Source organism: Alterluteimonas muca, from assembly GCF_021191595.1.
In the GTDB taxonomy this organism is placed as follows: Bacteria; Pseudomonadota; Gammaproteobacteria; order Xanthomonadales; family Xanthomonadaceae; genus Luteimonas; species Luteimonas muca.
The window spans coordinates 662,191-682,438 of the sequence record NZ_JAIWPS010000001.1 but is presented as its reverse complement, the minus strand read 5'-3'; the positions used below and the strand labels follow the sequence as shown (position 1 = coordinate 682,438).

Here is a 20,248-nt window from a genome sequence, read left to right as displayed (position 1 = left end):
TGGCCCATGGGGGTCCTTGCGGCATGACGATGGCAGCGATGATGCAAGCCGCGTGCCGCGACGCGCACTCAAGTTCACGCCGGTGGCGCCGTTACCGCCGGCATGTCCCAGGACCTGCTCGACCGCATCGACCAGCGCACCCGCCTCGCCGGCCACAACCGGCTGGCGTTGCTGCTCTTCCGCCTGGGCGGACGCCAGCTTTTTGGCGTCAACGTCTTCAAGGTGCAGGAGGTGCTGCGCCGGCCCGGGCTGTTCCGGGTGCCGGGGCTGCCCGAGCAGTTCGCCGGCGTGGCCGACGTGCGCGGCCGCAGCGTGCCGGTGCTCGACCTCGGCCTCGCCATCGCCCACCCCGAGCGCGCCAACGACACACCGGCCTATATGGTGGTCACCGAGTTCAACCGTTCGGTGCAGGGCTTCCTGGTCAGCGAGGTCGAGCGCATCGTCAACATCGCGGTGGAGGACATCCATCCGCCGCCGGACCTCGGTGCCGAGGGCAGCTACCTCACCGCGGTCACCCGCTACCAGGGCGAGCTGATCCAGGTCATCGACGTGGAAAGCGTGCTGGCCGACATTTCGCAGGCACGGATGGACGCGGAGCTGCCGCCGGAATACGCGCTGCCCGCCGACGCCCCGCCGATGCAGGTGCTGGTGGTCGACGACTCGCGCGTGGCCCGCCAGCAGATCCGCAGCGTGCTCGACCAGCTGGGCGTCGGGGTGACCCTGCTGTCCGATGGCCGCCAGGCGCTGGACCATCTATTGCAGCTGCACGCCAGCGGGGAGCCACCCTCGCAGCGCTACGCGATGATCGTGTCCGACATCGAGATGCCGGCGATGGACGGCTATACGCTGACGACGGAGATCCGTCGCCACCCGGGCCTGGCGGACCTGTTCGTGCTGCTGCACACCTCGCTGTCAGGCGTGTTCAACACCTCGATGGTGCAGAGCGTGGGCGCCAACGCCTTCGTCGCCAAGTACAGCCCGCACGAGCTTGCCGAGTACGTGCTCAAGCGGCTGAACGAGGTCGCAGCCAGCGCGGGCGGCCGCCGGGTCGCCTGAGCGACGCCACAAGATCCCCGGCTTCGAGCGCACCCGGTCGCCGCACTCCTGCCGATCTGTCTTCCACGCGGGAGAAGGGTCTGGCACATCACTTGCACAGTCCCCGGCGAGCGTTTGCCGGAGGGCTGCGATGTCCAATCTGATCTCGTCGTACATGGGCCTGCAGGCCGATGCACTGCCGTTGCGCGAGCAGCGGTTGAAGCTGATCGCCAGCAACCTGGCCAATGCCGACACCCCCGGCTACCAGGCCCGCGACCTCGACTTCAACGCCGCGCTGGCCGCCGCTGCGCGTACCCGCGACGCCGGCAGCGTCGCGGCGGCGTCGCGCGAGCCCCGCCCCGGTCACATTCCCGTTCCAGGCCTCGACGACGCCCTGCAGCCGTTCACCACGGCCCGTGTCGCCGCGCAGCCGAGCCTGGATGGCAACACCGTCGATCCCGATGCCGAGCGCGCCGCCTATGGTCGCGCCGCACTCGAATACCGCGCCTCGCTGAGCTTCATGGAATCGAAGGTGCGCACCCTCCTGACCGCCATCACCGGACAGTAAGCCATGAGCAACCTGCCGATCTTCGACGTCGCCGGCTCCGCCCTGCAGGCCCAGTCGGTGCGCCTGAGCACCCTGGCCAGCAACATGGCCAACGCCGGCTCCGTCGCCGGCTCGCCCGACCAGGTCTACAAGCCGCTGGAGCCGGTATTCCGCGCCACCGCGCATGGCAGCGACCCCGCGCTGACCGGCGTGCAGGTGGCCGGCATCGTCGAGAGCGACAGCCCGCCGATCCAGCGCTACGAACCCGGCCACCCGCTGGCCGACGAGCAGGGCTACGTGTACGCGCCCGATATCGACCCGGTTGCGCAGATGGTCAACATGATTTCCGCCTCGCGCAGCTACCAGGCCGGCGTGGAGATGCTCAATACCGCCAAGGAGCTCGCCGTGGCGACCCTGAGCATGGGCCGCTGAGCCCCGGAGCCCCGACGATGACCAGCATTTCCAGCGATGTGCTCAACAACCTCGGTATCGGTGGTGGCGCCGGCAAGGCCGGTGCCGACAAGCGCAGCGAATCGCTCGGCCAGGCCGACTTCCTGCGCCTGATGACCGAACAGCTCAAGCACCAGGACCCGCTCAACCCGATGGAGAACAGCGCGTTCCTCGGGCAGATGGCGCAGTTCTCCACCGTGCAGGGCATCCAGGCGCTCAACGGCACCGTCAGCGGCTTCGCCAACGCGATGGCCGGCGACCAGCTGATGCGCGGGGCGGCGCTGGTCGGGCGCGAGGTGGTGCTGCCGTCGGCCAAGGTGGCCCTCGGCACCGATGGCGATGCCAGCGGGCTGGTCGCGGCACCCTCGCCCGGCCTGGTGACCTTCGACATCACCGATGCCAACGGCCAGCCGGTGCGGCAGATCGTGGTGCCGGCCGAGGCCGCCGGCGAGGTGCCCTTCGCCTGGGACGGCACCAACGCCGCCGGCGAGCGCATGCCGCCGGGGGCGTATGCCATCACCGCGAAACATGTCGCCGGCAATGGCAACAGCACGACGCTCAGCACCTATGTGCGCGGTCGCGTCGACAGCGTCTCGGTGGGTGCCGATGGCCTGTATCTCGACATCCAGGGCCTCGGCACCGCGCCGGTCGGCCACGTCCTGCGCGTCGGCTGACGACGCCCACCCTTCCACGCCCTTCCCGCGCACGACCCTCTCACGGAGTCCGCCATGAGCTTCAACACCTCGCTGTCCGGCATCAACGCGGCCAACGCCAACCTCAACGTCACCGCGAACAACATCGCCAACGTCAACACGACCGGCTTCAAGGAGTCGCGTGCGGAGTTCGCCGACCTGTTCTCCAATAGCACCTACGGCCTGGCACGCAACGCCATCGGTTCCGGCGTGAAGCTCAGCAACGTCGCGCAGCAGTTCTCGCAGGGCAATATCGACCCCACCGGGCGCAGCCTGGACATGGCGGTCGACGGCGAGGGCTTCTTCACCCTCAACAAGAACGGCGCACGCGTCTATTCGCGTGCGGGCAACTTCCAGACCGATGCGCAGGGCTTCGTCGGCACGCCGGATGGCGCACGCCTGCAGGTCTATCCGCCGCGCGAAGGCGCCGACGGTTTCGACATCGGCCGCGTCGGCGACCTGCAGCTGCTCACCACCGACAGCCCGCCGCAGCAGACCAGCCGGGTCAACCTGATGTTCACCCTGCCCGGCAACGCCGCGCAGCCGGCCATCACCGCCTTCGACCCCAGCGAGCCCAACAGCTACAACGCATCGACCGGCGGCATCACCGTGTTCGATTCGCTGGGCGTGAGCCACGTGCAGACCTCGTACTTCGTCAAGACCGCGAATCCGAACGAGTGGCAGGTGCACAACTATGTCGACGGGCAGCCGGCCGGCACCCCGGTGACACTGGAGTTCTCCGATTCCGGCGCGCTGGTCGCCCCGGCCGACGGGCGCATCGCGCTGGATCCGTTCACCCCGTCCACCGGGGCCGGCGTGCTCGAACTCAACCTCGACCTGGCCGGCTCCACCCAGTACGGCGAGCGCTTCCAGCTGCGCGATACCCGCCAGGACGGCTACGCCGCCGGCAAGCTCAACGAGATCAGCATCTCCGGCGACGGCGTGGTGTTCGCGCGCTATTCCAACGGCGCCGACCGGCCGCTGGGTCAGATCGCGCTGTCGACCTTCGTCAATCCGCAGGGGCTGCAGGCGCAGGGCGAGAACACCTGGGCGGAAAGCTACGCCTCCGGCGCGCCGCGGACCGGTGCTCCGGACAGCTCGGACTTCGGCCAGATCCAGGCCGGTGCACTGGAGTCGTCGACCGTCGACCTGACCGCGCAGCTGGTGAACATGATCACCGCGCAGCGCAACTTCCAGGCCAACGCGCAGATGATCTCCACCCAGGACCAGATCACCCAGACGGTGATCAACATCAGGTAAGCGCGTCCGGGGCGGCGCCACACAGCGCCGTCCCGACGCCTTCCGCCTGCCGATCGTTCCCGCATTTCCGGAGTCACCCGATGGACAAGGCCCTCTACGTCGCGATGACCGGCGCGCGCTCCACCCTGCAGGCGCAGGGCACGGTGTCGCACAACCTCGCCAACGCCGATACCGCGGGCTTCAAGGCGGCGCTGGCCAATACCCGCGCCTTCCGTGTCGAGGGGCCGGGGCATGCATCGCGCATCGATGCACTGCATGTCGACCAGGGTTTCGACAGCCGGGTCGGTGCCCAGCGCGTCACCGGCAACCCGCTGGATGTGTCGCTGCGACCCGACCGCTGGCTGTCGGTGCAGTCGCCCGATGGCGGCGAGGCCTATACCCGCGCCGGAAACCTGTCGCTGACGCCGAACGGCCAGCTGGTCACCGCCGGCGGGCATCCACTGCTCGACGAGCAGGGCCAGCCGATCGCCCTTCCGCCGCACCAGGCGCTCGACATCGGCCATGACGGCACGGTGTCGATCATTCCGCTGGGCGAAGGCCCGCAGACCATGGCCGTGGTCGGCCGTATCCGCGTGGTCGATGCCACGCCGGAGCGGCTGACGCGTGGCCTCGACGGGCTGATGCGCAACGCACAGCCCGAACAGCCGCTGGCCCAGGCCGCCGGTGACGTGATGACCACCGGCACGCTGGAAGGCAGCAATGTCGATGCCGCCGGTGCGCTGGTGCAGATGATCCAGCTGCAGCGCCAGTTCGAAATGCAGGTGAAGCTGATCCAGCGCGGCGACGACAACGCCCAGGCCGCCAACAGCCTGCTGCGCCTGGGTGGTTGATCCGCCTTCTGGCACGCCGGTTGCATCAGTCCTCGCGACGGCGCCATCCCGCGCCAGCCCTGAGGAATTCCGATGAACCAGGCTCTCTGGGTCGCCAAGACCGGACTGGACGCGCAGCAGACGCGGATGTCGGTGGTGGCCAACAACCTCGCCAACACCAACACCACCGGTTTCAAGCGCGATCGCGCCAACTTCGAGGACCTGCTGTACCAGCAGGTGCGCCAGCCGGGCGGCGCCACGTCGGCGCAAACGCAGCTGCCGTCCGGCCTGCAGCTGGGCACCGGCGTGCGGGTGGTCTCCACCGCCAAGGATTTCCAGCAGGGCAACCCGCAGCAGACCGGCCGCGCGCTCGACGTGATGATCAACGGCCGCGGATTCTTCGAAGTACTGATGCCCGACGGCACCCCCGCCTACACCCGCGACGGCGGCTTCCAGGTCAATGCGCAGGGCGAGTTGGTCACCAGCAGCGGCTATCCGGTGCAGCCCGGCATCCAGGTGCCGGAGGGCGCGCAGTCGATGACCATCGGCAAGGACGGCACGATCAGCGTGCAGGTCGCCGGCGAGGCACAGGCGCTGGAGATCGGCGCGCTCACCATCACCGATTTCATCAATCCCGCCGGCCTGCAGGCGCGGGGCGAGAACCTCTATCTCGAGACCACGGCGTCGGGCCCCGCGCAGAACGGCACCCCGGGCCTCAATGGCCTGGGCCAGCTCGAACAGGGGTCGCTGGAAGGCAGCAACGTCAACGTGGTGGAGGAGCTGGTCAGCATGATCGAGACCCAGCGCGCCTACGAGATGAACGCCAAGGCGATCTCGACCACCGACTCGATGCTGGGCTACCTCAACAACAACGTCTGAGCACCGCGATGAACACTCTTCTCCGCCGTTCCGTCGTGATCGCCTTGCTGGCACCGATGCTGCTGGCCGGCTGTGTTGCCGCCGGCGACGTGCGCCCCTACCCGCCGATCGCACAGCAGATGGCGCCTGCGCCGGTGGCTCCCGCCTACGCCAGCCAGGGCGCGATCTACCAGGCCGGCGGTGGCAACACCGGGCTGTCGCTGTTCGCCGACAAGCGCGCGCGCGACGTCGGCGACCTGCTCACCATCCAGCTGGTCGAAAGCACCGTGGCGCAGACCAACGCGGCCACCCAGGTCGGCAAGGAGAGCAGCATCGGCATCGGCGTGCCGGAACTCTTCGGCGGGCCGGTGACCGTCAATGGCCGCGACGTGCTCAGCGCGTCGGCCAGTGGCTCGCGCGACTTCGACGCCAGCGGCCGCAGCACGCAGAGCAACCGCCTGCAGGGCAGCGTGACCGTCACCGTGGTGCAGCGCATGCCCAATGGCAACCTGGTGGTCGAGGGCAGCAAGAACCTGCGGCTGAACCAGGGCGACGAACTGGTGCAGGTGCAGGGCGTGGTGCGCCCCTCCGACATCGGGCCCGACAACAGCGTGCCGTCGAGCCGCGTGGCCGATGCGCGCATCGTCTATGGCGGCCGCGGCGCCATCGCGCAGTCGAATGCGATGGGCTGGCTGGGGCGGTTCTTCCACTCGCGGCTGTATCCGTACTGATCCCGGTCGTGCCCGCCACGGCGGGACCACCGATCCAGCGTCACCCGTGTTCCAACCAGGCCTGCGCCATGCCCCGTCGCCACCCATTCGCCCTGCTCTCCCTGGTCCTGCTGGCCTTCGCCACGCTGGCGCTGCCCGCCCACGCACAGGAGCGCATCAAGGACCTCGCGTCGGTCGGCGGCGTGCGCGGCAACGCGCTGGTCGGCTATGGCCTCGTGGTGGGCCTGGATGGCAGCGGCGACCGCACCAGCCAGTCGCCCTTCACGGTGCAGAGCCTGCGCAACATGTTGAACGAGCTCGGCGTGACCGTGCCGGCGAACGTCAATCCGCAGCTCAAGAACGTGGCGGCAGTGGCCATCCACGCCGAACTGCCGCCATTCGCCAAGCCGGGCCAGACCATCGATGTCACCGTGTCGTCGATCGCCAACGCGGTATCGCTGCGCGGCGGCACCCTGCTGATGGCACCGCTCAAGGGCGCCGACGGGCAGGTCTACGCGATCGCCCAGGGCAGCCTGGTGGTCGGCGGCTTCGGCGCGCAGGGCCGTGATGGCTCGCGGGTCTCGGTGAACGTGCCGAGCGTGGGCCGCATTCCGAATGGTGCGATGGTCGAGCGCGAGGTTGCCGGTGGCTTCAGCCAGGGCGGCGAGCTCACCCTCAACCTCAACCGCGCCGACTTCAGCACCATCTCCAACATGGTGGCCGCGCTCGATGCCCGCTTCGGCCAGGGCACCGCGCGCGCCGTCGACGGCGTGACCGTGGCCGTACGCGCCCCCTACGACCCCGCCGCGCGCATCGGCTTCCTGGCCGAGGTGGAGAACGTACAGCTGTCGCCGGGCACCGCGCCGGCCAAGGTGATCGTCAATTCGCGCACCGGCACCGTGGTGATGGGCGCGCAGGTGAAGGTGATGCCGGCGGCGATCGCGCACGGCTCGCTGTCGGTGACCATCACCGAGAGCGTCGATGTGAGCCAGCCGGACGCCTTCGGCCGCGGCAATACCGTGATCAGCCCGCGCTCCGACATCGCCATCGACCAGGACGGCAGCCGGATGTTCAAGTTCGCCGGTGGCACCTCGCTCGACGAGATCGTGCGCGCGGTGAACGCGGTGGGCGCCGCGCCCGGCGACCTGATCGCCATCCTCGAAGCGCTCAAGCAGGCCGGTGCCCTGCGCGCGGAGCTCGAGGTCATCTGACATGCGCATCTCCGGCGCCCCCATCGAGCTCAACCCCGCCCAGCGCCACGATGCCGCGCGCATCGACCAGGTCGCGCGCGAGTTCGAGGGTGTGTTCGCCCAGATGATGATCAAGAGCATGCGCGACGCCAGCTTCGGCGATGCGCTGTTCCCCGGCGAGAACCAGCTCTACCGCGACCTCTACGACCAGCGTCTGGCGAAGTCGCTGACCGAAGGCGAAGGCCTCGGGCTGGCCAAGGTGATTGCACGCCAGCTCGGCGGCGGCGCAGACCCGGCGACCGCGCTCGACACCGGCCTGCAGCCTGCCGCGGTGCCCGCGCTGCCGCTGCCAGCCGCTGCGCCCGTGCACCGGCTGGACGCGCTGCCGGAATCGCTCAACGTGCAGGCGCTGGACATGATCGCCGGGCGTGACACGTCCGCCAGCGAGCCGGCGGCGCGCTCGCCGATGGACGCCCTGGTCGAGCGCCTGATGCAGCAGGCGCAGCCGGCAATGGATGCGCTCGGCAACGCCGCCCAGGCGGTGGGCGATGCGGTCGGCCGAGTGCCGGCGGCGCTGGAAGCCGCGTCTCGCAATGTCGCCGAGCAGTTCGGCCCGCGCAGCCCGGAAGGCTTCGTCGCCTCGATCTGGGGCCACGCCCAGCAGGCCGCGCGCGAACTCGGCGTCGATGCACGGGCGCTGGTGGCGCAGGCGGCGCTGGAGACCGGCTGGGGCCGGCGGATGATCCAGCGTGGCGACGGCAATACCGCCAACAACCTGTTCGGCATCAAGGCCACCGGGTGGAAGGGCGAGCGCGCTGCCGCCACCACCCACGAATACAGCAACGGGGTGCGCCACACCGAGCGCGCCGACTTCCGCGCGTACGGCTCGCCGGCGGAGAGCTTTGCCGACTACGTGCGCATGATCAAACACAACCCGCGCTACCGGCAGGCGCTGGAGTCGGGCGGCGACGTGCGCCGCTTCGCATCCGCGCTGCAGCAGGCCGGTTACGCCACCGACCCACGCTACGCCGACAAGATCAGCTCGATCGCCAACGGCCCGACGCTCGACCGCGCGCTGTCGGCGATCAGCGCGCAGGCGCGTTCGCTGGCCTCGACCACGGCAGCGCCGTCCCATGTCCTCGCCAGCGCGGCCGATGCGGCGCGCCAGGCCGTTCTCCGCTGACGCAGGCACCCCCGCATGGCCAACATCCTTTCCACCGGCACCAGCGCCCTGATCGCATTCCAGCGGGCCCTGACCACCGTCAGCCACAACGTCGCCAACATCAACACCCCCGGCTACAGCCGCCAGCGGGTGGAGTTCGAGGCGCGCAGCCCGCAATACGCGGGCGTGGGCTATATCGGCCGTGGCAGCCAGATCAGCGACATCCGCCGCGTCGCCGACGAGCTTGCCAATGCACGCCTGATCGACAGCGGCGGCGAACTCGCCCGCCTGCAGCAGCTGTCCTCGATGGCCAACCGCGTCGACGCGCTGATGTCGGACAAGGCCACCGGCATCGCCGGACTGTGGTCGGGCTTCTTCGGCTCGGTCAGTGCGCTGTCTTCGAACGCATCGGCCCCTGCCGAACGGCAGAACATGCTGGGCCAGGCGAATGCACTGACGACGCGCTTCGGCCAGCTGCAGGGGCAGTTCGACATGCTAGGGCGCGAGGTCAATGGCGGCCTGGTCGCCGGCGCCGACGAGGTCAACCGGCTGGCCAGCGAGATCGCGCGGATGAACGCGCAGATCGGCAGCGCCACCAGCGCGGCGCCGGACCTGCTCGACCGCCGCGAACAGCTGGTCAGCCAGCTCGTCACCTACACCGGCGGCACCGCCGTACCGCAGGACGGCGGTGCGCTCAACGTGTTCACCGCCGGTGGCCAGGCGCTGGTGGTGGGTACGCAACCATCGCAGCTCACCACCGTGGCCGACCCGTACCGGCCGGAGCGCCTGCAGCTCGCGCTGCAGTCGCAGGGCCAGACCATCCGCATCGACGAGCGCGCGATGGGTGGCCGCATCGGCGGACTTCTGGAGTTCCGCAACCAGGTGCTGGACCCGGCGCAGGCGGAACTTGGCCGCATCGCCCTGGGGCTTGCGACCAGCTTCAACGCCGGCCATGCCGCCGGCATGGACCAGCAGGGCGCGATGGGCGGCGACTTCTTCAACGTGCCGGCCCCGGCCGTGAATGCACATGCCGGCAACAGCGGTGACGCACGGCTGGCGGCGACGGTCGCGGACCTCGGCGCGGTCGACGGCCGCAACCTGGTGCTCAAGTGGACCGACGGCGCGTGGTCGGCAACCGATGCCACCAGCGGCGCCGCAGTGGCGATGACCGGCAGCGGTAGCGAAGCCGATCCCCTGCAGGTGGCAGGGTTGTCGCTGGTGATGACGGGGGCCCCGCAGGCCGACGACCGTTTCCTGCTGCAACCCACCGCCCAGGTGGCCGGTGGCATCGGCGTGGCCGTCACCGATCCCGCGCGCATTGCCGCGGCCTCGCCGGTGCGCGTCGAGGCCGCGCTGGACAACCTCGGCAGCGGCAAGCCTACCGCGCTGCGCGTCGTCGACGCTCGCAATGCGGCCCTGGCGGCCAACGTGCAGATCAGCTTCCTCGACGGCGACCAGTACGAGATCGATGGCGACGGCCCATACCCCTACACGCCGGGCAGCGCGATCAGCGCGAATGGCTGGTCGTTCGTGCTCGACGGCGTGCCGGCCGCCGGGGACACGTTCAATGTCCGCCGTAATGGCGCCGGCTCCAGCGACAACGGCAACGCCGCCCTGCTCGCCGGCTTCGACGACCGCCGCAGCCTGGATGACGGCAGCCTCAGCCTCAACGGCGCGATCTCCGGCCTGACCACCGCGGTCGGCTCCGCCGCACGCCAGGCCGAATACGCCGCCGAAGCGCAGGGCGTGCTGCACGAACAGGCGCAGGCCACGCGCGAGGGGATTTCCGGCGTCAACCTCGACGAGGAGGCCGCGAACATGCTTCGCCTGCAGCAGGCCTACCAGGCCGCCGCGCAGATCATCTCCACCGCCGATTCCATGTTCCAGACCCTGCTGGGAGCCGTGCGCCGATGAATAACCGGATCTCCACCGGCATGCTGTACCAGCAGTCCATCGGTACGCTGCAGTCCAGGCAGGCCACGATGGCGAAGTTGCAGCAGCAGCTGGCCAGCGGGCAGAAGCTCACCACCGCCAAGGACGATCCGGTCGGTGCCGGCAGCGCGGTGGGGCTGGACCGCACGCTGGCGGAACTGGAGCGCTTCGGCGCCAATAGCAACACCGTGCGCCACCGGCTCAACACCCAGGAAAACGCACTCGCGCAGGCCGGCGAAGTGATGGGTCGTCTGCAGGTGCTCACCGTGCAGGCCAACAACGGCGCGCTGGCCGAGGGTGACCGGCGCGCGATCGCCGCGGAGGTCCGCAGCCTGCGCGACGCGCTGTTCGACATCGCCAATACCGCCGACGGCACCGGGCGCTACCTGTTCGGCGGCAACCAGGATGGCGCGCCGCCGTTCGCGCGGGCCGCCGGGGGCGTGGCCTACAGCGGCGACCAGACCCAGCGACGGGTCGAGATCGCCCCGTCGATGTTCGCCGCCGACGCCTTGCCCGGCAGCGAGATATTCCTGCGCGTGCGCACCGGCGATGGCCGCGTCGATGCCGCTGCCGTGGCCGGCAATACCGGCAGCGGCCAGGTCGACGGCTTCGGCGTGGCCGATGCGGACCGGTGGAATGGCGGCAGCTACCGCGTGGTGTTCGCTGCCGACGGCGTCTATGACATCCACGATGCGGACGGCGTGGCGGTCGCGGGGGGCACCCTCGTGCCGGGGGAGCCCGTCACCGTCGACGGCCTGCGCCTGTCAATCACCGGCGTGCCGGCCGCAGGCGACGCCTTTGCCATCGGGCCTGCAGGCACGCGCGATGTGTTCGCCACCATCGACAACCTGCTGCAGGGCCTGACCATGCCCGCCGGCACCGATGCCCAGCGCGCAACGCAGCAGGAAACACTGCGCAGCGCACTGCGCGACATCGCCTCGGCGGAAGCACACATGATCGATGCACGTGCGGCCGGTGGTGCACAACTGGCGGCGCTGGAGCAGGCCGATGAGCTGCGCGCCAGTTTCGGCGTCACCGTGCAGGAGACCCTGTCCGGCCTGCGTGACCTGGACTATGCCGACGCCATCACCCGCTTCAACCTCGAGAAGGTGGCAATCGAAGCCGCACAGCTGAGTTTCGTGCAGATGCAGCGCCTGTCGTTGTTCAACCTGATCCGCTGAGGCCGCACGCCGCAACCCCGTGGGAGCTGGCTCGCCCGCGATTCCCGGCTGTCCGGGCATTGCGCCTGAAGGCCGCTCTGACAGGTGCATCCCTGCCTCCCCCGTGGGAGCGGGCTCGCCCGCGATTCCCGGCAGCCCGGGTATCGCGCCTGAAGCCGCCCCCCACGCGGGGGCTAAACCCCTGCCCCACCCTGCCGTTAATACATCCGTGACCGAAAGGGCACGCGGATCGCCGGCAACGCAGCATTAAAGCTTGACGACGACACGCCGTTAATGCTCACAGCAGAGGACAGGGCCGACACAACGGCAACCCCCTGCGGAGCCACCGGCCAGGCCCTGTTCCCGTGCCGGATTCCCAATCCAGGAGACCAGCATCATGTCCGTCATCAACACCAACACCATCGCGCTCAACGCCCAGCGCAACCTCAACACCAACTCGGCCAGCCTGTCGACCACGATCCAGCGCCTGTCCTCGGGCCTGCGCATCAACAGCGCCAAGGACGACGCCGCCGGCCTCGCCATCTCGCAGCGCATGACCGCCCAGGTCCGCGGCATGGACCAGGCCGCCCGCAACGCCAACGACGGCATCTCGCTGGCGCAGACCGCCGAAGGCGCGATGAAGTCGATCGGCGAGAACCTGCAGCGCATCCGCGAGCTCTCGGTCCAGGCCGCGAACGGCACCAACAGCGACACCGACATCGAAGCGCTGCAGAAGGAAGCCACCCAGCTGAGCGCGGAAATCGTCCGCGTCATCGACAACACCAAGTTCAACGGCATCTCGCTGTTCAAGGAATCGAACGCGGCGAACGCCGATGTCGGCAGCCGCAGCATCACGATCCAGGTCGGCGCGAATGCCAATAGCGATGACCAGATCAGCTTCGAAACCGCGGATCTCAGCGAGCTTTACACCGCGGCATCGGCCACCGATGGCATCGACATTTCTGAGGCGGGAACTCTCGCTGATCCCGCCGCGACCCCGCCCGTTACCAACGTGATCGATGACATCGACGGCTTCATGCAGAACATCAACGAGTCCCGCGCCGACCTCGGTGCCATCCAGAACCGTTTCAGCTCGGTGATCGCCAACCTGCAGACCGGCTCCGAGAACCTCTCGGCCTCGCGCAGCCGCATCCAGGATACGGACTACGCCAAGGAGACGGTGGAACTGACCCGCACGCAGATCCTGCAGCAGGCCGGTACCGCCATGCTGGCGCAGGCCAAGTCGGCCCCGCAGAGCGTGCTGAGCCTGCTGCAGTAATTCCGCAGCCTCAGGTATGACCAAGAAGGGCCCTTCGGGGCCCTTCTTCGTTGCTGGCCGCGGCGCGGGCACGCGACTTGCACGCCTATGGGATGGCGGCTCAAGTCAGTGCCTGCGCTGCCGATAACCCCTTCGAACCCCGTCATTGCGGCGGCGTTGCGACAGAAAGGACACTCCACATGGCGATCAATGCGGTCGGCTCCGGCCTGGACATCCCTTCACTGGTTTCGAGCCTGGTGTCGAGTTCGCGTGCGCCCACCGAAAAACGCATCAATACGGCCGGCGCGGCGGTCAACGCCAAGCTATCGGCCGTCGGGCAGATTCGCAATGCGATGAGCAGCCTGCAGACCGCGCTGGAGAAACTTTCGGGCAGTGCGGACACGCCGGCCTTCAAGGCCACCCTGCCCGCGGATGCCGGGTTCGCTGCCACCACCTCATCCGGTGCGATGGCCGGCAGCTGGAGCGTGCGCGTCGACAGCCTTGCCACCGCACAGAAGCTGGCCTCGGCCGGCCATGCGGCGGAGGCGGCCATCGGCCACGGCACCCTCGCCTTCGCCTGGGGCGAGGACAGCACGCTCGAGGTCGAGATCGCCGAAGGCGCAACCCTTTCCCAGATCGCCGCGGCGGTGAACCGTGCCGCCGGCGGCAAGGGAGTGACCGCGTCGGTGGTCACGACGGGCGACGGCCAGAATCCCGAGCAGCGGCTGGTATTCACCGCGGCGCAGACCGGCACCGCCAATGCGCTGACGGTGACTGCCCAAGGCGGCGATGGCGGCCTGTCCGTGCTCACCAGCGGTGGTGGCCTGACCGAGACCGTGACCGCGACCAACGCACGCGTGTGGGTGGACGGACTCGAGCGCGTGTCCGCGAGCAACAGCGTGGCCGACCTGGTGCCTGGCACCGTACTGGAGCTCACCCGCGCCACCGACGCCGCGCAGACGCTGCGTATCGGCGCCGACAACGAGGCACTGGGCAAGAACCTGGAAAGCTTCGTCACCGCCTACAACAACGTGGTCAACGCGTTGCGCAACACCAGCAGCTACAACGCGGCGACAAAATCCGCCTCCGCGCTGACCGGCGATTCGCTGGTGCGCACGCTGCAGTCGCAGCTGCGCGGCATCGCCGGTGTGGAGATGGAAGGCCTGAAGGCGCTGGGCATCACCAGCAACAAGGAAGGCCAGCTCGTCTTCAACGCCGGTGACTTCGCCACCGCGCATGCCGCCGAGCCGGGCGCGGTGGTGGCGATGTTCGGCAAGGACGGCGCCTATACCACTGCGATGTCGCAGGTGCTGAAGGACAACCTCGATTCCATCAGCGGCAGCCTGGTGCTGCGCACCGAGGGGCTCAACAAGCAGGTTGCCGAGTACGAGAAACAGCTGGATGCGCTGGACGTGCGGATGACGCGGCTGGCGGACCTCTACACCAGCCAGTTCACCGCGATGGAAACCATGATCGTGCAGATGCAGAGCAGCAGCAGCTCGCTCAACAGCCTGCTCGCATCGGTCAACAAGGACTGATCGCTCAAGCCGCCGCACCGCCAGCCGATAAGGGTTACAGCCGGCTGCCACGGCGACGTGACCAGGACACCGCCATGTATGCATCCAACCGCCAATATGCCGACCAGTACCGCCGGATGGCCGTCGCCACCAGCGTGGCCGAGGCCGATCCCCACAGGTTGATCGCACTGCTGCTCGCTGGCGCCTGCGAACGCATCCGCCTGGCCGAAGCCTGCCTGCAGAACGGCGACCAGGCGCGCAAGGGCAAGGCGATCGGCGAGGCCTGCGCGATCGTCGGGCATCTCAATGGCTCGCTGGATCATGAAGCCGGAGGCGAGATCGCCGCCAACCTGTCGTCTCTGTACGACTACGTGATGCGTCGTCTGACCGAGGCCAACCTCAACAACGACTCCAGCGCGCTGCAGGAATGCCTGTCGCTGCTGCTCGAGATCGAGACCGCGTGGAACGCGATCCAGCCGGGCGACGCTCCGGGTACCGGCACCGCGAGTGCGACGGCATGACCATCCCGACCCTGCAGCACCTGGCATCGGAGCTTGCTTCCCTGGAGGCTGCGCTGGACTGCCGCAACCTCGAGGGCGCGCAGGCCATCATGTCCAGCTACGACCGTGAACTGCGTGGCTACATCGATGGCATCGGCAGCGCGGCGCCGATGGATGGGTTGCGTACCCTGCTGCGGATGCAGAACGAACTGCTGACGACGATGCACGAACTGCGAGAGTCCCTCGGGCGGGAAGCCAGGGATGCCCAGCGTGCCGGACATGCCTCGCGCGCCTATGCGTCGGTCGGGGTCGCGCTGTGACATCCACCGGCGCGCCCGGCGGCACCAGCGCCGAACACATGCTGTTCGCCGAAGCGTTGAGCTGCGAACTCGCCCTGCCCGTGTCCATCGCCGCCTCCGACAGTGCCGGCCGCCAGGCGCAGGCGGTGACGCTGCTGTCCGGCCTGGCCCAGGTGGAAGACCTGCGCAAGGACGATGGCGGCGAGGAACATGGCGAGCTGCCGCTGCTGGCGCAGCGCATGGACGCCAAGCTCGACCTGATCCTGGCCCTTCTCGGCCGGTTGGCGCGCCAGGTCGATGGCATGCCGGAACACAACCTGCGCTGGTCGCGGCACGGGCTGCGCATCGACATGGCACCCGTGGCGCTGGAACCCGGTACCACGGTGCAGGTGCGACTGCAGCCCGCGGACTGGCTGCCGGACCACCTGGAGCTGCCGGCCGTCGTCCTCGACCGCGATTCGTCGCACGTATGGCTGCAGTTCGCCGGGCTGCGCCCGGACCTGGTCGAGGCGCTCGATCGGCACCTCTTCCGCCTGCATCGCCGCCAGGTGGCCGAGCAGCGCAGGCGCTGAACAGGCGGCTTCGCGTATCCTTCGGCCTGATACGGCCAGAGGCCGCGGGGAGACAGCAGCCGGTGCGCGTACTGATCGTCGACGACCACACCCTCGTGCGCGCGGGCCTATGCCGCCTGCTGCAGGGGTTCGGCGACGTCGACGTCTGCGGCGAGGCCAGCCGTGCCGACGAGGCCTTCGACCTCAGCCTGATCCACCGCCCCGACGTGGTGCTGATGGACCTGTCGTTGCCCGGCCGCAGCGGCATCGAGGCGATGGTCGCCATCCGCAACGAACTGCCCGCCACGCGGGTGCTGATCATGTCGATGCACGACGATTCGCAGCACGTGCGCACCGCGATCGAGCGCGGCGCCTGCGGTTTCATCGTCAAGGATGCCGCGCCGCTGGAACTGGAACTGGCGCTGCGTACGGCGATGTCGGGCCAGGTGTTCCTGAGCCCGCGGCTGTCGTCGCGGATGATGGCGCCGATGTTCGGGCGCGAGAAGGCGGTGGGCGTGGATGCGCTGTCGCCGCGCCAGCGGCAGATCCTCGGCATGATCGGCCGCGGCCTGGGCAACAAGGAGATCGGCGCCGAGCTCGGCATCAGCGTGAAGACGGTGGAAACCCACCGCGCGCGGATGATGGAAGCGCTGGGATGCCGGCGCGCCAACGAGCTGGTGGTGCTGGCGGCGCGGCACCTGCAGGAAGTGGTGTAACGCGGACCTGCGGCCGGTTCGGGCCCGTCATCCGGGTGGCCCGGGTTGGCATGACGAGTGCCCCGTCCTTGGATCCCGGCCTGCGCGGGGATGACGGCAAAGCCGACCCGCACGTAAAGATGTGACTGCCGTCGGAATTCCGCCGGCGCCGGCGGATAGGTCGTAAGGGAATCCCCTACGGGTGTCGGTCGATCACCTGGCAGGGCCGGGTTCTTCCTGATACAGATCCCGTCGCGTCGCCTTCACGATGTCTCCACACCCACGATGAAGCGGGTTTACGGAGTCGCCATGAAGGCCAGTGCCACCACCTCGATGCAGCTCGGCCAGCAGCTGCACATGACCCCGCAGCTGCTGCAGTCGATCCGCCTGTTGCAGCTCGACGGCCTGCAGCTGGAACTGGAAATCCGCCGGACGCTCGAGCACAACCCGCTGCTGGAGCTCGACGAGGAACCCGTTGCAAGCGCGATGCCAGAACCCGCCGACGCGCAGGCCGAGGTCGCCTCGTTCGACGAACTGCCGGAAGCCTCGCTGTGGGACGTGCGCGGCGCCAGCTGGAACGATGCCGACGACGACGGCATGCAGCGCATCGCCGCGGGTGAGTCCAGCGATCCGCAGCTGCGCATCCTGCAGCGCCTGTCGCATGAGCTCGACGCCCACGATCTCGCGGTGGCCGCGTACTGGCTGGAGAACTGCGACGACGCCGGCTACCTGACCGCCCCGCTCGATGCCCTCACCCGGCGCGCCTGCGCGCTGTTCGACCGCCGCGCCGGCGAGATCGAGGCCGTGCGCCAGCGCCTGCTCGCCGGTGACCCCGCCGGCGTCGCCGCCTGCGACCTGCGCGAATGCCTGCTGGCGCAGCTGGATGCCCTGCCCGGTCGCGTCGCCGCGCGCCCGCTGGCCGCTCGCCTGATCCGTGATGCGCTCGATGCGCTGGCCGCGCACGACATCGGCGCGGTTGCACGCAAGCTCGCCTGCGAGGAGGCCGACGCCCACGAGGCGGTGCGCCTGGTGCTGTCGCTGGATCCGAAGCCGGGCGAAGCCGGCGCACCGGACGTCGACCAGGCCGTGGTGCCCGACGTGGTGGTGTGGAAGGCCGATGCCGGCTGGCGGGTGGCACTGAACCCGCGCTCCACGCCGCGGGTGTCGATCAATGCCGGCTACGAACGCGCCGTGGCCGAAGGCGAAGGCGGCGCCGCCACCGCGCCGATGCGCGAGCTGCTGCAGGAAGCGCGCTGGTTCACCCGCGGCCTGTCGATGCGCTACGACACCCTGCTGCGCACCGCGCGGGTGATCGTCGAGCGCCAGGCCGCGTTCCTCGAGCAGGGCGAGGAAGCGATGGCGCCGCTGACGCTGAAGGAAGTTGCCGACGCCATCGGCATGCACGAATCCACGGTCTCGCGCATCACCACCGGCAAGTACCTGCAGACGCCGCGCGGCACCATCGAGATGAAGCGCTTCTTCGCGGTGCGGCTGGATGGCGCCAATGTGTCCGGGGCCGCGGTCCGGGCCATGGTCAAGCGCCTGATCGATGCCGAGCCGCCGCAGCGTCCGCTGGCCGACGATGCCATCGCCGCCCTGCTGGCCCGCCAGGGCGTCAACATCGCCCGGCGCACGGTGGCGAAATACCGCGAACAGCTCGACATCGCGCCGGCACGCCTGCGCCGCAACGCACGCCCACTTTCGCTGCTGGCCCGGACGGGCTGAGGATCCACATCATGGACACGATCAAGGTCCTGCTGGTCGACGACCACGAAGGTTTCATCAACGCCGCGCTGCGGCACTTCCGCAAGGTCACGTGGTTGCAGGTGATCGGCACCGCCGCCAACGGCCTGGAAGCGATCGAGCGCTCCGAAGCGCTGCGCCCCGATGTGGTGCTGATGGACCTGGCGATGCCGGAGATGGGCGGCCTGCAGGCCGCACGCCTGATCAAGGCGCAGGACGATCCGCCCTACATCGTCATCGCCAGCCATTTCGACGATGCCGAGCACCGCGAGCACGCCACCCGTGCCGGCGCCGACAACTTCGTCAGCAAGCTGTCCTACATCCAGGAAGTCATGCAGATCCTGGAATCGCTGCACGCACCGGAACCCGGTGCCGGAGACGTGTCATGAGTGAGCCCCGCATCCTGGTGATCGACGCCAACGGCGACCGCGCCGAGCGCCTGTGCACGCTGCTGGAATTCATGGACCTGCGCCCGCGCTGGGTGTCGGAGCCCGGCGAGATCGCACCCGCACGCCACCGCCAGAACGACTGGATGGCGGTGCTGGTCGGCGACCTGGATGACGCCGACGCCGCGCGCGCCTTTTTCGCCTGGCTGGCGCAGGCCAGCGTGCCGCCGCCGGTGCTGCTGCTCGACGCCGAGCCGGCCGCATTCGCGGCGGCGCACGGGCTGCACGAAGCCGGCGTGTGGGCGCTGGAGGCACCGCTGCGCCACGCCCAGCTCGAGAACCTGCTGCGCATGGCCAGCCTCAAGCGCATCGATGCCGATGCCCAGGCCGCGGCCGACCAGGGCGGTGGCCCGACCGGTACCAGCGAGCCGGTCCAGCGGCTGCGCCGGCTGATCGACCAGGTCGCGCCATTCGATACCACGGTGCTGATCCTCGGCGAGTCCGGAACCGGCAAGGAGGTCGCCGCACGCGCGGTGCATGCGCGCTCGGCCCGCCGCGATGGGCCGTTCGTCGCGATCAACTGCGGCGCGATCCCGCCGGAACTGCTGGAAAGCGAACTGTTCGGTCACGAGAAGGGGGCGTTCACCGGTGCGCTGTCGGCGCGCAAGGGCCGCTTCGAGATGGCCGAAGGCGGCACCCTGCTGCTCGACGAGATCGGCGACATGAGCCTGCCGATGCAGGTCAAGCTGCTGCGCGTGCTGCAGGAGCGCTGCTTCGAGCGCGTCGGCGGCAACCAGACCATCAAGTGCGACGTGCGCGTCATCGCCGCCACCCATCGCAACCTCGAGGACCGCATCGGCGAAGGCCACTTCCGCGAGGACCTGTTCTACCGCCTCAACGTGTTCCCGATCGAGATGCCGGCGCTGCGCGAACGCCGCGACGACCTGCAGGAGCTGGTGCGCACCATTGCTGACCAGCTTGCCCGCAACGGCCGTGGCGAGATCCGCTTCGCCGCGGAGACCCTCGATGCGCTGGCCGGCTACGCCTGGCCGGGCAACGTGCGCGAACTGAGCAATCTGGTCGAACGCCTGGCGGTGCTCAACCCGGGTGGGCTGGTGCGCGTGCAGGACCTGCCGCAGCGCTACCGCGAGCACCTGGCCCAGGCCGCGGCCGCGCCCTCGCCCGTCGCGTCGATGCGCGCGCCGGCAGGTGACGTGTCTCCCCGCACCACGGCCACGGCCGTGGTCCTGGAAACCGCCAACGAGACCCATCTGCCCGAGGACGGCCTGGACCTGCGCGACCACATGGCGCAGATCGAACTGCGGCTGATCCGCGAAGCGCTGGAGCGCAGCGACGGCGTGGTGGCGCATGCCGCGCAGCTGCTGGGCCTGCGCCGCACCACGCTGGCCGAGAAGCTGCGCAAGTACGGCATCGAGCGCGACCTGGCGGCCTGATCAGCTCTGCCCTCATCCGCCCCTTCGGGGCACCTTCTCC

At 69.3% G+C, this 20,248-nt stretch carries 21 protein-coding genes and 1 pseudogene; all 22 read left to right on the top strand.

Features of this window, described 5'->3' with window-relative positions; translation table 11 throughout:
- The first annotated feature begins 102 nt into the window (after window positions 1-102).
- The 22 genes and pseudogenes from LDO11_RS03085 to LDO11_RS02985 all read left to right on the top strand — a co-directional run bounded on the left by LDO11_RS03085 (window position 103) and on the right by LDO11_RS02985 (window position 20,208).
- The gene (locus tag LDO11_RS03085; protein WP_129135856.1) at window positions 103-1,056 is read left to right on the top strand and encodes a chemotaxis protein; all 954 of its coding nucleotides are present in this window, start codon (window positions 103-105) and stop codon (window positions 1,054-1,056) included.
- A gap of 130 nt (window positions 1,057-1,186) precedes the next feature.
- A complete protein-coding gene (flgB, locus tag LDO11_RS03080; protein ID WP_129135855.1) occupies window positions 1,187-1,603 on the top strand; it encodes a flagellar basal body rod protein FlgB in 417 nt (138 codons plus the stop codon).
- Between the two features lie 3 nt (window positions 1,604-1,606).
- Complete coding sequence (gene flgC, locus LDO11_RS03075) at window positions 1,607-2,014, top strand: flagellar basal body rod protein FlgC (RefSeq protein ID WP_232140283.1); 408 nt, start codon at window positions 1,607-1,609, stop codon at window positions 2,012-2,014.
- A gap of 17 nt (window positions 2,015-2,031) precedes the next feature.
- Window positions 2,032-2,706 carry a flagellar hook capping FlgD N-terminal domain-containing protein gene (locus LDO11_RS03070; protein ID WP_232140282.1) on the top strand — a complete coding sequence of 225 codons (675 nt, stop codon included), beginning with the start codon at window positions 2,032-2,034 and terminating at the stop codon, window positions 2,704-2,706.
- A gap of 54 nt (window positions 2,707-2,760) precedes the next feature.
- Complete coding sequence (gene flgE, locus LDO11_RS03065; RefSeq protein WP_129135852.1) at window positions 2,761-3,984, top strand: flagellar hook protein FlgE; 1,224 nt, start codon at window positions 2,761-2,763, stop codon at window positions 3,982-3,984.
- Window positions 3,985-4,064: 80 nt separating this feature from the next.
- The gene (locus tag LDO11_RS03060; RefSeq protein WP_232140281.1) at window positions 4,065-4,814 is read left to right on the top strand and encodes a flagellar basal body rod protein FlgF; all 750 of its coding nucleotides are present in this window, start codon (window positions 4,065-4,067) and stop codon (window positions 4,812-4,814) included.
- A gap of 72 nt (window positions 4,815-4,886) precedes the next feature.
- Complete coding sequence (gene flgG, locus LDO11_RS03055; RefSeq protein ID WP_129135850.1) at window positions 4,887-5,672, top strand: flagellar basal-body rod protein FlgG; 786 nt, start codon at window positions 4,887-4,889, stop codon at window positions 5,670-5,672.
- 8 nt (window positions 5,673-5,680) lie between these two features.
- A complete protein-coding gene (gene flgH / locus LDO11_RS03050) occupies window positions 5,681-6,382 on the top strand; it encodes a flagellar basal body L-ring protein FlgH (protein WP_232140280.1) in 702 nt (233 codons plus the stop codon).
- Window positions 6,383-6,450: 68 nt separating this feature from the next.
- Window positions 6,451-7,572 (top strand): flagellar basal body P-ring protein FlgI, encoded by a 1,122-nt coding sequence (locus LDO11_RS03045; RefSeq protein ID WP_232140279.1) that lies wholly within the window; start codon window positions 6,451-6,453, stop codon window positions 7,570-7,572.
- A 1-nt stretch (window position 7,573) separates the two neighbouring features.
- Window positions 7,574-8,734, top strand: coding sequence for a flagellar assembly peptidoglycan hydrolase FlgJ (flgJ, locus tag LDO11_RS03040; RefSeq protein ID WP_232140278.1), 1,161 nt, complete (start codon window positions 7,574-7,576; stop codon window positions 8,732-8,734).
- A 15-nt stretch (window positions 8,735-8,749) separates the two neighbouring features.
- Window positions 8,750-10,627: a flagellar hook-associated protein FlgK gene (gene flgK, locus LDO11_RS03035; protein ID WP_232140277.1), complete on the top strand. Its 1,878-nt coding sequence runs from the start codon at window positions 8,750-8,752 to the stop codon at window positions 10,625-10,627.
- The gene (gene flgL, locus LDO11_RS03030; protein ID WP_232140276.1) at window positions 10,624-11,826 is read left to right on the top strand and encodes a flagellar hook-associated protein FlgL; all 1,203 of its coding nucleotides are present in this window, start codon (window positions 10,624-10,626) and stop codon (window positions 11,824-11,826) included. The genes flgK and flgL overlap by 4 nt, the downstream gene beginning before the upstream one ends.
- Window positions 11,827-12,199: 373 nt before the next feature.
- A pseudogene (locus LDO11_RS15905) lies at window positions 12,200-12,682 on the top strand (flagellin N-terminal helical domain-containing protein); the annotation flags it as partial.
- Window positions 12,683-12,817: 135 nt separating this feature from the next.
- Window positions 12,818-13,084 (top strand): flagellin, encoded by a 267-nt coding sequence (locus LDO11_RS15900; protein WP_435574590.1) that lies wholly within the window; start codon window positions 12,818-12,820, stop codon window positions 13,082-13,084.
- 179 nt (window positions 13,085-13,263) lie between these two features.
- Window positions 13,264-14,601 (top strand): flagellar filament capping protein FliD, encoded by a 1,338-nt coding sequence (gene fliD / locus LDO11_RS03020; protein WP_232140275.1) that lies wholly within the window; start codon window positions 13,264-13,266, stop codon window positions 14,599-14,601.
- A 74-nt stretch (window positions 14,602-14,675) separates the two neighbouring features.
- On the top strand, window positions 14,676-15,101 hold the full coding sequence (gene fliS, locus LDO11_RS03015) for a flagellar export chaperone FliS (RefSeq protein WP_232140274.1): 426 nt from the start codon (window positions 14,676-14,678) through the stop codon (window positions 15,099-15,101).
- Window positions 15,098-15,400 carry a hypothetical protein gene (locus LDO11_RS03010; protein ID WP_232140273.1) on the top strand — a complete coding sequence of 101 codons (303 nt, stop codon included), beginning with the start codon at window positions 15,098-15,100 and terminating at the stop codon, window positions 15,398-15,400. The genes fliS and LDO11_RS03010 overlap by 4 nt, the downstream gene beginning before the upstream one ends.
- Window positions 15,401-15,438: 38 nt before the next feature.
- Complete coding sequence (locus LDO11_RS03005; RefSeq protein ID WP_232140335.1) at window positions 15,439-15,951, top strand: PilZ domain-containing protein; 513 nt, start codon at window positions 15,439-15,441, stop codon at window positions 15,949-15,951.
- Window positions 15,952-16,013: 62 nt separating this feature from the next.
- Window positions 16,014-16,646, top strand: a complete 633-nt coding sequence (locus LDO11_RS03000; RefSeq protein ID WP_232140272.1) for a response regulator transcription factor — start codon at window positions 16,014-16,016, stop codon at window positions 16,644-16,646.
- A 288-nt stretch (window positions 16,647-16,934) separates the two neighbouring features.
- Window positions 16,935-18,350, top strand: coding sequence for an RNA polymerase factor sigma-54 (gene rpoN / locus LDO11_RS02995; RefSeq protein ID WP_232140271.1), 1,416 nt, complete (start codon window positions 16,935-16,937; stop codon window positions 18,348-18,350).
- Between the two features lie 11 nt (window positions 18,351-18,361).
- Window positions 18,362-18,757 (top strand): response regulator, encoded by a 396-nt coding sequence (locus LDO11_RS02990; protein ID WP_232140270.1) that lies wholly within the window; start codon window positions 18,362-18,364, stop codon window positions 18,755-18,757.
- Window positions 18,754-20,208, top strand: a complete 1,455-nt coding sequence (locus LDO11_RS02985; RefSeq protein ID WP_232140269.1) for a sigma-54 dependent transcriptional regulator — start codon at window positions 18,754-18,756, stop codon at window positions 20,206-20,208. Before LDO11_RS02990 ends, LDO11_RS02985 begins: the two co-directional genes overlap by 4 nt.
- The last annotated feature ends 40 nt before the right edge of the window (window positions 20,209-20,248 follow it).

Excerpts from the sequence above, each read along its gene's own strand:
- flgB (WP_129135855.1), top strand. The coding sequence starts at position 1,187 with ATGTCCAATCTGATCTCGTCGTACATGGGCCTGCAGGCCGATGCACTG.
- flgH (WP_232140280.1), top strand. The coding sequence starts at position 5,681 with ATGAACACTCTTCTCCGCCGTTCCGTCGTGATCGCCTTGCTGGCACCG.
- fliD (WP_232140275.1), top strand. The coding sequence starts at position 13,264 with ATGGCGATCAATGCGGTCGGCTCCGGCCTGGACATCCCTTCACTGGTT.
- flgJ (WP_232140278.1), top strand. The coding sequence starts at position 7,574 with ATGCGCATCTCCGGCGCCCCCATCGAGCTCAACCCCGCCCAGCGCCAC.
- fliS (WP_232140274.1), top strand. The coding sequence starts at position 14,676 with ATGTATGCATCCAACCGCCAATATGCCGACCAGTACCGCCGGATGGCC.
- LDO11_RS03060 (WP_232140281.1), top strand. The coding sequence starts at position 4,065 with ATGGACAAGGCCCTCTACGTCGCGATGACCGGCGCGCGCTCCACCCTG.
- flgC (WP_232140283.1), top strand. The coding sequence starts at position 1,607 with ATGAGCAACCTGCCGATCTTCGACGTCGCCGGCTCCGCCCTGCAGGCC.
- LDO11_RS02985 (WP_232140269.1), top strand. The coding sequence starts at position 18,754 with ATGAGTGAGCCCCGCATCCTGGTGATCGACGCCAACGGCGACCGCGCC.
- flgK (WP_232140277.1), top strand. The coding sequence starts at position 8,750 with ATGGCCAACATCCTTTCCACCGGCACCAGCGCCCTGATCGCATTCCAG.
- LDO11_RS03010 (WP_232140273.1), top strand. The coding sequence starts at position 15,098 with ATGACCATCCCGACCCTGCAGCACCTGGCATCGGAGCTTGCTTCCCTG.
- LDO11_RS02990 (WP_232140270.1), top strand. The coding sequence starts at position 18,362 with ATGGACACGATCAAGGTCCTGCTGGTCGACGACCACGAAGGTTTCATC.
- flgL (WP_232140276.1), top strand. The coding sequence starts at position 10,624 with ATGAATAACCGGATCTCCACCGGCATGCTGTACCAGCAGTCCATCGGT.
- LDO11_RS03045 (WP_232140279.1), top strand. The coding sequence starts at position 6,451 with ATGCCCCGTCGCCACCCATTCGCCCTGCTCTCCCTGGTCCTGCTGGCC.
- LDO11_RS03085 (WP_129135856.1), top strand. The coding sequence starts at position 103 with ATGTCCCAGGACCTGCTCGACCGCATCGACCAGCGCACCCGCCTCGCC.
- flgE (WP_129135852.1), top strand. The coding sequence starts at position 2,761 with ATGAGCTTCAACACCTCGCTGTCCGGCATCAACGCGGCCAACGCCAAC.
- LDO11_RS03005 (WP_232140335.1), top strand. The coding sequence starts at position 15,439 with ATGCTGTTCGCCGAAGCGTTGAGCTGCGAACTCGCCCTGCCCGTGTCC.
- LDO11_RS03070 (WP_232140282.1), top strand. The coding sequence starts at position 2,032 with ATGACCAGCATTTCCAGCGATGTGCTCAACAACCTCGGTATCGGTGGT.
- flgG (WP_129135850.1), top strand. The coding sequence starts at position 4,887 with ATGAACCAGGCTCTCTGGGTCGCCAAGACCGGACTGGACGCGCAGCAG.
- rpoN (WP_232140271.1), top strand. The coding sequence starts at position 16,935 with ATGAAGGCCAGTGCCACCACCTCGATGCAGCTCGGCCAGCAGCTGCAC.